The sequence below is a fragment of the Schleiferilactobacillus perolens DSM 12744 genome, assembly GCF_001435585.1.
In the GTDB taxonomy this organism is placed as follows: Bacteria; Bacillota; Bacilli; order Lactobacillales; family Lactobacillaceae; genus Schleiferilactobacillus; species Schleiferilactobacillus perolens.
In genome coordinates this window covers 1-440 of record NZ_AZEC01000073.1, presented here as the reverse complement: position 1 = coordinate 440, position 440 = coordinate 1, and the positions used below count along the sequence as shown (strand labels likewise).

Sequence of the window (440 nt, the reverse complement as noted above, 5' to 3'; positions counted from 1 at the left end):
GGTCTGGAAAATAGACTGAGATACCAAGCTCTTTACCGACTTCACGATAACCCGCAAACTCTGTACCTCGGTCTGGTGTAAGCGTACGAACGCGTTTAGGTGTGACTGTATGCAGGAGGTCGATCATCGCTTGGGTCACATTCTTGGCATTCACTTTGGGTACACGCTCAGACAGAAGGTATCGTGACTTGCGGTCGACAAGTGACACTAAACCCGAACGCCCGATCTTGCCGCGAACGGTATCGCCTTCCCAATGGCCAAAACGAGTCCGATTCTCACATGAGACTGGTCGTTCATGGACTGATGGGACATTATTAAAACGGCCACGTCGTTCGTTGACAGTTCCTTTAACCTTACGAGTTTTCCCACGATGTCGTAACTTTCGAGCGAATCCTCGAGCCCCATGACTTTTACGTTTAACGCCTAAATTATTTCGTTCA

The 440-nt window shown here is 48.9% G+C and carries 1 protein-coding gene; it reads right to left on the bottom strand.

The genetic code is table 11. From position 1 onward, the window contains the following. Window positions 1–440 (bottom strand): IS30 family transposase (locus FD09_RS16120; protein ID WP_157053874.1); only part of this gene is annotated, 440 nt, incomplete at both ends.